The following is an 8,308-nucleotide window of genomic DNA, read 5'->3' as shown; positions in this document are numbered from 1 at the left end:
TGTCGGGTCGCGCGCCCGCCATCACCACGGACATCGCGGTCGACGACCCGATCGGGGACGTCGTCGCCAAGCTGGCCTACGACGAGCAGCAGACGCTCGCCGACACGGCCGCCGGACTGGACACCGTCCAGCTCGGCGCGGCCGTCGCCGCGCTCGCCGCCGCCCGCCGCACCGACGTGTACGGCATCGGCGCCTCCGGGCTGGTCGCCCAGGATCTCACCCAGAAACTGCTGCGCATAGGGCTGATAGCCCACGCCCCGAGCGACCCGCACCTGGCCGTCACCAACGCGGTGCAGCTGCGCGCCGGGGATGTCGCCCTCGCCATCACCCACTCCGGGTCGACCGGGGACGTCATCGAGCCGCTGCGGGCCGCCTTCGAACGCGGGGCGACGACCGTCGCGATCACCGGCCGCCCGGACAGTCCCGTCACGCAGTACGCCGACCATGTGCTGACCACGTCCACGGCGCGGGAGAGCGAGCTGCGGCCGGCGGCGATGTCGTCGCGGACCAGTCAGCTGCTGGTGGTGGACTGTCTGTTCGTGGGGGTGGCGCAGCGGACGTACGAGGCGGCTGCGCCGGCTTTGGCGGCGTCCTATGAGGCGTTGGCTCATCGGCATGGGTCGCGCGGGAGACCGTAGGGCTTGATCTTTGTGGGTGGCTGCGGGTTCGTTGTGGTTGATCGCGCAGTTCCCCGCGCCCCTGGGTTAGTACAGGCATCGCACGTTGAAAAGGGCCGCATCCTTTATGACCTCCACCCCCCATCACCCCGATCTCCGTTCCCAGTTGGAGACGATGTCCACCGAGGCGTTTCGGCCCGAGTTGGCCGAGATCGATCGGATGGCCACCCTCGACATCGCGCGGCTGATGAACGGTGAGGACGCCACCGTGGCGGCTGCCGTTGCTGCGCGGTTGCCCGAGATCGCCGCCGCCGTCGATGCCGTCGCCGCCCGGATGAGCCGGGGTGGCCGGCTGGTGTACGCCGGTGCCGGCACGGCGGGCCGGCTCGGTGTGCTGGACGCCTCCGAGTGCCCGCCCACCTTCAACACGGAGCCGGGGCAGGTCGTCGGCCTGATCGCGGGCGGCCCGAGTGCCATGGTCACCTCCGTCGAGGGCGCCGAGGACTCCGCCGGGCTGGCCCGCGCCGACCTGGACGCCCTCGGCCTCACCGCCGACGACACGGTGGTCGGCGTGTCCGCCTCCGGCCGCACCCCGTACGCGATCGGCGCCGTCGAGCACGCCCGGGCGCTCGGTGCGCTGACCGTCGGCCTGGCCTGCAACGCGGGCAGCGCGCTGGCCGCCGCCGCCGAGCACGGCATCGAGGTCGTCACCGGGCCCGAGCTGATCACCGGCTCCACGCGGCTGAAGGCCGGCACGGCGCAGAAGCTGGTCCTCAACATGCTGTCGACGATCACGATGATCCGGCTCGGCAAGACCTACGGGAACCTGATGGTCGACGTCCGCGCGTCCAACGAGAAGCTGCGTGCCCGCTCCCGGCGTATCGTCGCGCTCGCCACCGGCGCAGGGGACGAGGAGATCGAGCGGGCCCTGGCCGCCACCGACGGCGAGGTCAAGCACGCCATCCTGGCCCTGCTGGCCGACGTCGACGGCCCGACGGCCGCCCGTCTCCTGGCGGACTCCGACGGTCACCTGCGGGCCGCGCTGGCGGCGGCGAAGGGCTGACGGCACGGGCGGGTCCGTCGGTGCCGTGTGCGACCCTGAGGAGCATGAACCACGCCCAGCTGACCGCCCTGGGCCGCGCCCTGCGTCTCCTCGGTGAGCACGGCGAGGCCCTGACCGCCGACACACCGGACGCCAAGGTGCACGAGATCCGGGCCGACCTGAAGCGTGCGCTGGAGCGGCTGGAGGAGAGCGTCACCACGGCGGCCCCCAGCACCCGCTGCCCCGAGCACCCGGGCGGGCCGGTCGACGAGGCCGCCCCCGACCTGTGCCTGCTGTGCGAGACCCGCCGCCGCGCCGCCCGCCGCGCCGAGTACGGCGGCGGTCCCCTCCCGGCCCGGCCCGCCGAGCGGGCGCCGTCCCGCTACGGGATGCGGGGCGACCGCCCCCAGCCCCAGCAGCGCTGGCTGCCGGAGCTGTGGAACGGCCAGGCGTGGCAGCTGTGCGGCACCCCGCGCCGGGACCGCCGCGAGGCCGAGCTGTACATCGCCGCCCAGCTACGCGCCCCGCGCGCGGCCATGGCGTACCGGCTGGTGCACGAGTTCACGGACTACGAGGTGCTGCGCGTGTGGGGGACGCCGGTCCGCGTCGACATCGAGCCGATGGGCGGCATGGGCGGCGCCTGAGCCGCGCCGGGCGTACCGGTGCTCTCCTCGTTGGTCCTGCGCAGCCGGGCCCGCATCACCTCCTGCGACGGCGCCACCGCCACCGCGCCGCTGGGACAGTCCCACTCGCGCCCGCCCGCCATCGGACGCAACTGCACGCACCCGCCGACGTGCCCCCTCACCTCCCCGATTCGCCCGTCCCGCTCGTCCACGGCGTACGTGCCGACCGGCGGCCACTCCCCCCGCACCACCGACGCCAGCCGCTCCGCGACCCGCACATTGCACCGCCCCAGGTCCACCAGGGCGAACGGCGCGTCGCTCGCACCGGTCACCGGATCGACGCACAGCGACGGCAGTACGACACCGGCGCCCACGAGGGCCTGCCGCAAGGACTCGACGACTTCTTCGGTCGACCGCACCCTTCCTCACCTCCACGCTGAGTTCGTGATTCACGACACAGCGTGGCCGCCGCGGCCCTAACCTGGCCATACGAGACACCCCAACAACCCCCGCTGTACGACAGGGAGTCCCGCCGCCATGCCAGGACCGAAAGACCTCGACCCCTCGTCGTCCCCCCGCGCCCTCCTCGGCGCCGAGCTTCGCCACGCCCGCGAGAAGGCGGGCCTGAGCCAGGAGGAACTCGGCGCCCGCCTCTTCGTCAGCGGCTCCTTCATCGGCCAACTGGAGTCCGGCACGAGGAGAATGCAGCCGGAGTATGCGCGGCTGTTGGACGAGGTACTGGGCACGGAGGATTTCTTCCAGCGGAACTGCGCGGCCGCGGCGAAGTCGAAGTACCCCGAGCACTTCGCGGAGGCCGCGGAGGCGGAGGCGCAGGCCACGGCCATCCGACAGTACTCACCGTTGCTTATCCCCGGGTTGCTTCAGACGCCCGCGTACGCGCGAGCAGTGTTCCGGGCTTATCGGCCGACAGGCACGGACGAGAAGATCGACGCGCTGGTGGCAGCTCGGATGGAACGGGCCTGCTTCCTCGATGACCCAACAGAGCCCTTGTTGTGGGTGGTGATCGACGAAGCCGCGCTGCGTCGAGTGACAGGTGGGCGTCAGGTCATGGCAGAAGCCCTGCGCCACCTTGCCGATGTGGTTCGGCGAAACCGTGCCATCGTGCAGGTCCTCACTCTCGACGCCGGCGCCCACGCGTCGATGGAGGGCTCCATCAAGTTGATGGACTTCGAGGACGCACCTCCACTCCTCTATTTCGAGGGCGTAGGAACCGGACGGCTGGAGGACGACCCGGCCGCTGTGCGGTACCAGCGCCACACCTACGAACTCCTTACCGCCTCCGCCCTCTCACCTCAGAAGTCCCTGGCCCTGATCGAGACGATGGCGCAGGATTACGCCCATGAGGAGCAACTCTGACGCCACTTGGCGCAAGTCCAGCTACAGCGGCGGCAGCGGCGGCGACTGCCTCGAAGTCGCCGCCGACGGGGGCGCCACCGTCATCCCCGTCCGCGACTCCAAGCGCCCCGAAGGGGCAACCCTCCGCTTCCAGGCCGCCGCCTGGTCGGTCTTCGTCAACGACCTCAAGGCATCCCCTGCTCACAAGTGACCGTGGACCCGGCTGCGGCCGTACTCCGCGAGCGCGCGGAACGCGGCTTTGGGCTCCCACGGCAGGCCCGGGTACACGGTTCCCGTGCGGCTGCCGTCGAGGACCTTGACCACGCCGAAGGACGCTTTGTCGAAGTCACGGTCGTCGGCGCCCGAGTGCGGGAGGTCATAGCGGGCGAAGGTGTTGACGAAGGCCGCGTCGACGGTGGAGTGGTCGAGGGCGTCGATGAGTTCACGCAGGTACACGGCTTGTTCCTGTTCGTCACGGGCCACGGGGCTGGTGAACCGCACCGGACGGGCGCGGTCGTCCCACACGATGACGGCGTCGCCCCGACCGCCGGCGTCGGCGGCCCCGCGGTAGGTGGTGCAGCCGAACTCCGTGACGGCGGCCGGCTTGCCGTGTGCGGTCAGTGCCCGCAGGCCGTCGGCGAGCCGGTCGGCGGTCTGCGCGTCGCGGTAGCCGGCGTCGGTGGCGACGATGTCGAACGGCGTCCAGTCCACGCCCTCGAACGGAAGTGAGGCGTACCCGATCCGGCCGCCGAACCTGGCGCGCACCGCGGCGACCGCTGTGCCGAGGAAGGCGTTGACCCGGGCGGGGAGCCCGGGCAGCGCGGCCCGCAGTCGCTGCGGGTCGGTGAGGACGGCGGCGCGTTCCTCGAACGTGTCGCCGGGGAGCATGCCGACGGTGAAGAGGGAGATCTCCGAGCCGGTGAGGAAGACGACCTCGGCGCCTTCGCGTCGCAGCCGTTCGGCGCGTTCGGCGCTGTCGGTGAGGAAGTCCAGGAGTTCTCCGGTGGTGAGGCCGTTGGTGAACGGCGAATACCACACCTCCAGTTGAGCATCGGCCGCGTGTCGCGCGGCCGTCTCCAGCCGGTCGCGGTCCCCGCCGGTGACACGTACGGCGTCACAGCCCAGCTCGTTGCGGATGATCTGCATTTCACGGCGGACGACAGCGGGGTCGAAGGGTTCGCGGGTCGTGGTTCCCGCGTTGGTGAAGCCTGTGTCGTAAGTGATGCCGAAGGTGCGCACGACGGATACTCCCCTCACGATATACGGTACGCAACGTACCGTATTAGGTACTTGGCGTACCCTAGCAGGCCGGAGAGGGAATGCGTGAGACGCCGGAAAGTACGATGCGTACCGAGGATGCGGATGCGCGGGACGAGAGAGGACGGCCGGTGGCACAGGCCAGGGAGGAACCGCGGCAGGCCCCGGCGACCCGGCGACGCGGGGCCGAGCTGGAGGAGGCCATCCTGCGAGCGGCCGCCGAGGTGCTGAAGGAGTCCGGCGTCCCGGCCCTGACGATGGACGAAGTGGCCCGGCGGGCCGGGACGAACAAGAACGCGCTGTACCGGCGCTGGCCCAACCGCGTCGCGCTCGGTGTGGCGGCATACCGCCGACTGGCCGCGGCCGAGACCGCGCCGCCGGACACCGGCTCGCTGCGCGGCGACACCCTGGAGATGCTGCGGCGCGCGAACAGCACCTGGTCGTCCCCCTACGGGGAGATCCTGCGCGGCCTGATCGCGGCGGCGGGCAGCACTCCGGAACTCCTGGCCGAACTGCGCGACCCGGCGGCGGAAAGCGCGCACGAGGCGGCCTGGCTGACCGTGCTCGGCCGGGCGGTGGCCCGTGGAGACGCCGCGCCCGAGGCGCTGCACCCGCGAGTCGCCGAGACGCCTCTGGCGCTGCTGCGCAACGAGTACGTGATGCTCGGAGTCCCCACCGTGCCCGACGCCGTCCTCGCCGAGATCGTCGACGAGGTCTTCCTGCCCCTGGTTCATGGGCGGGGGCACACGGCGGCGCGGCCCTCGCCCCGCGCCGGCCGCGATCAGGCGGGGGCGTAGCGCCTCAGGACGGCCCCCACCGGCGGTGCGGTGCGCACCACCGGCTCGGGGACCTCGCGCCGCGGTACGCACCCGATGCGCGTCCGGAGCCGACCCAGTGTCAGCTCAGGGTCTTCAGCGCCGCCGCGTCGAAGGGGGCCAGCTCCTCGAAGCGGCCGGCGAGGACCTTCTCGGCCCACTGCGGGTCCTGGAGCAGGGCGCGGCCGACGGCGACGAGGTCGAACTCGTCGCGCTCCATGCGGTCCAGGAGGCCGTCGAGGCTGCCCAGCCCGGCGCCCGCGCCCTGGAACGCCTTGACGAACTCGCCGTCGAGCCCGACCGAGCCGACGGAGATGGCGGTCCTGCCGGTCAGCTTCTTCGTCCAGCCGGCGAGGTTGAGGTCGGAGCCCTCGAACTCGGGAAGCCAGTAGCGGCGGGTGGAGGCGTGGAAGGCGTCGACGCCGGCCGCGGCCAGCGGCGCGAGGATGGCCTCCAGCTCCTCGGGGGTCTCGGCGAGGCGGGCGTCGTAGGCCTCCTGCTTCCACTGGGAGTAGCGGAAGAGCACGGGGAACTCGGCCGAGACCCTCTCCCGCACCGCGGCCACGATCTCCGCGGCGAACTTCGTACGGGCCACGGGGTCGCCGCCGTAGGCGTCGGTGCGGCGGTTGGTGCCGGACCACAGGAACTGGTCGACGAGGTAGCCGTGGGCGCCGTGGATCTCCACGCCGTCGAAGCCGATGCGCTCGGCGGCGGCCGCGGCCTCGGCGAACGCGCCGATGACGTCGTCCAGGTCGCGCTGGGTCATGGCCTTGCCGGTGACCTCGTCCTCGCCGATGCGCAGGCCCGAGGGGCCGACGGCGGGAGCGTCGGGGAAGGGCTGGTCGCCCTGCTTGCGCACCATGCCGATGTGCCACAGCTGCGGCACGATCGTGCCGCCGGCCGCGTGCACGGCGTCGGCGACCTTCGCCCAGCCGGCCAGCTGCTCGTCGCCGTGGAAGCGCGGCACGCGGTCGCTCTGCCCGGCGGATGCGTGGCCGACGTACGTGCCCTCGGTGACGATCAGGCCGACACCGGCGGCGGCGCGGCGCGCGTAGTACGAGACGACGTCCTCGCCGGGGACGCCGCCCGGGGAGAACATGCGGGTCATCGGCGCCATCGCGATGCGGTTGGGCACGGTCAGGCCGTTGATGACGGCCGGGCGGGCGAGGATCTGCGCGGCGCGCGAGACGGCTTCGGAGGCGGTGACGGTCACAGGGGCTCCTCAGGAGGTACCGGTCAGTATGTGCATACGCATGAATGCCTGCACCCCTGCAACCGGCGCACCCGGCACGGCCATTCCGGCCGTCCGCCATCCGTGACCCGGCTCACACCCGCGCGCGCCCCGCGGACCGTGAACGCGCCCGAGGGCGGCACCCCCGGCCATGGCCAGGAGTGCCGCCCTCGGTACGTGAAGGACGGTCGATCAACCGGAACCGGTCGATCAGAAGTCCATGTCACCGCCCGGCATGCCGCCCGGAGCGGCCGCGGCGGCCTTCTCCGGCTTGTCGGCGATGACGGCCTCGGTGGTGAGGAACAGCGCGGCGATGGAGGCGGCGTTCTGCAGCGCGGAACGGGTCACCTTCGCCGGGTCGATGATGCCCTCGGCGATCATGTCGACGTACTCACCGGTCGCGGCGTTCAGGCCGTGGCCGACGGTCAGGTTGCGCACCTTCTCGACGACGACACCGCCCTCCAGGCCACCGTTGACGGCGATCTGCTTCAGCGGGGCCTCCAGGGCGAGCTTCACGGCGTTGGCGCCGGTCGCCTCGTCACCCGACAGCTCCAGCTTCTCGAAGACCTGGGAGGCCTGGAGCAGGGCCACGCCACCACCGGCGACGATGCCCTCCTCGACGGCCGCCTTCGCGTTGCGGACGGCGTCCTCGATGCGGTGCTTGCGCTCCTTGAGCTCGACCTCGGTGGCGGCACCGGCCTTGATGACGGCCACGCCGCCGGCCAGCTTCGCCAGACGCTCCTGGAGCTTCTCGCGGTCGTAGTCCGAGTCGCTGTTCTCGATCTCGGCGCGGATCTGGTTGACCCGGCCCTGGACCTGGTCGGCGGAGCCGGCGCCGTCCACGATCGTGGTCTCGTCCTTGGTGATGACGACCTTGCGCGCCTTGCCCAGCAGGTCGAGGGAGGCGTTCTCCAGCTTGAGACCGACCTCCTCGGAGATGACCTCGCCGCCCGTGAGGATGGCGATGTCGCCGAGCATGGCCTTGCGGCGGTCGCCGAAGCCCGGGGCCTTGACGGCGACGGACTTGAAGGTGCCGCGGATCTTGTTGACGACCAGGGTCGACAGGGCCTCGCCCTCGACGTCCTCGGCGATGATCAGCAGCGGCTTGCCCGACTGCATGACCTTCTCCAGGAGCGGGAGCAGGTCCTTGACGTTGCCGATCTTGGAGTTGGCGATGAGGATGTACGGGTCGTCGAGCGACGCCTCCATCCGCTCCATGTCGGTGGCGAAGTACGCCGAGATGTAGCCCTTGTCGAAGCGCATACCCTCGGTGAGCTCCAGCTCCAGACCGAAGGTCTGGGACTCCTCGACGGTGATGACGCCTTCCTTGCCGACCTTGTCCATGGCCTCGGCGATGAGCTCGCCGA

The 8,308-nt window shown here is 71.6% G+C and carries 9 protein-coding genes and 1 pseudogene; 6 read left to right on the top strand and 4 right to left on the bottom strand.

Annotated features, from left to right (window positions below; genetic code table 11):
• From GTW67_RS31625 to GTW67_RS31615, 3 genes are all read left to right on the top strand, one after another.
• On the top strand, positions 1-638 hold a 638-nt coding region (locus GTW67_RS31625; RefSeq protein ID WP_161168176.1), incomplete at its 5' end, for a MurR/RpiR family transcriptional regulator.
• Between the two features lie 106 nt (positions 639-744).
• Positions 745-1,680, top strand: coding sequence for an N-acetylmuramic acid 6-phosphate etherase (murQ, locus tag GTW67_RS31620; RefSeq protein ID WP_161167885.1), 936 nt, complete (start codon positions 745-747; stop codon positions 1,678-1,680).
• Between the two features lie 44 nt (positions 1,681-1,724).
• Positions 1,725-2,303 (top strand): hypothetical protein, encoded by a 579-nt coding sequence (locus tag GTW67_RS31615; protein ID WP_161167886.1) that lies wholly within the window; start codon positions 1,725-1,727, stop codon positions 2,301-2,303.
• Positions 2,304-2,323: 20 nt separating this feature from the next.
• On the opposite strand, the pseudogene GTW67_RS31610 reads toward GTW67_RS31615, so the two are convergent.
• Positions 2,324-2,701, bottom strand: a pseudogene (locus tag GTW67_RS31610) (hypothetical protein); the annotation flags it as partial.
• Between the two features lie 118 nt (positions 2,702-2,819).
• Between GTW67_RS31610 and GTW67_RS31605 the strand changes: the two are divergent.
• Entirely contained in the window at positions 2,820-3,659 is an 840-nt protein-coding gene (locus GTW67_RS31605) for a helix-turn-helix domain-containing protein (protein WP_161167887.1), read from the top strand.
• The gene (locus GTW67_RS31600) at positions 3,643-3,849 is read left to right on the top strand and encodes a DUF397 domain-containing protein (protein WP_161167888.1); all 207 of its coding nucleotides are present in this window, start codon (positions 3,643-3,645) and stop codon (positions 3,847-3,849) included. Before GTW67_RS31605 ends, GTW67_RS31600 begins: the two co-directional genes overlap by 17 nt.
• Here GTW67_RS31600 and GTW67_RS31595 read toward each other — a convergent pair.
• A complete protein-coding gene (locus tag GTW67_RS31595) occupies positions 3,840-4,877 on the bottom strand; it encodes a glycoside hydrolase family 113 protein (protein ID WP_161167891.1) in 1,038 nt (345 codons plus the stop codon). The genes GTW67_RS31600 and GTW67_RS31595 overlap by 10 nt on opposite strands.
• A 149-nt stretch (positions 4,878-5,026) precedes the next feature.
• On the opposite strand from GTW67_RS31595, the gene GTW67_RS31590 reads away from it, so the two are divergent.
• Entirely contained in the window at positions 5,027-5,692 is a 666-nt protein-coding gene (locus GTW67_RS31590) for a TetR/AcrR family transcriptional regulator C-terminal ligand-binding domain-containing protein (protein WP_161167889.1), read from the top strand.
• A 100-nt stretch (positions 5,693-5,792) separates the two neighbouring features.
• Here GTW67_RS31590 and GTW67_RS31585 read toward each other — a convergent pair whose 3' ends face one another.
• Together GTW67_RS31585 and GTW67_RS31580 are read right to left on the bottom strand one after the other, a co-directional pair.
• Entirely contained in the window at positions 5,793-6,923 is a 1,131-nt protein-coding gene (locus GTW67_RS31585) for an oxidoreductase (RefSeq protein WP_161168175.1), read from the bottom strand.
• Between the two features lie 228 nt (positions 6,924-7,151).
• On the bottom strand, positions 7,152-8,308 hold a 1,157-nt coding region (locus GTW67_RS31580; RefSeq protein ID WP_161168174.1), incomplete at its 5' end, for a chaperonin GroEL.

This window comes from Streptomyces sp. SID5910 (genome assembly GCF_009862125.1).
GTDB lineage: Bacteria > Actinomycetota > Actinomycetes > Streptomycetales > Streptomycetaceae > Streptomyces.
This window is presented reverse-complemented; position numbering and strand designations above follow the sequence as displayed.

Excerpts from the sequence above, each read along its gene's own strand:
- GTW67_RS31605 (WP_161167887.1), top strand. The coding sequence starts at position 2,820 with ATGCCAGGACCGAAAGACCTCGACCCCTCGTCGTCCCCCCGCGCCCTC.
- GTW67_RS31600 (WP_161167888.1), top strand. The coding sequence starts at position 3,643 with ATGAGGAGCAACTCTGACGCCACTTGGCGCAAGTCCAGCTACAGCGGC.
- murQ (WP_161167885.1), top strand. The coding sequence starts at position 745 with ATGACCTCCACCCCCCATCACCCCGATCTCCGTTCCCAGTTGGAGACG.
- GTW67_RS31615 (WP_161167886.1), top strand. The coding sequence starts at position 1,725 with ATGAACCACGCCCAGCTGACCGCCCTGGGCCGCGCCCTGCGTCTCCTC.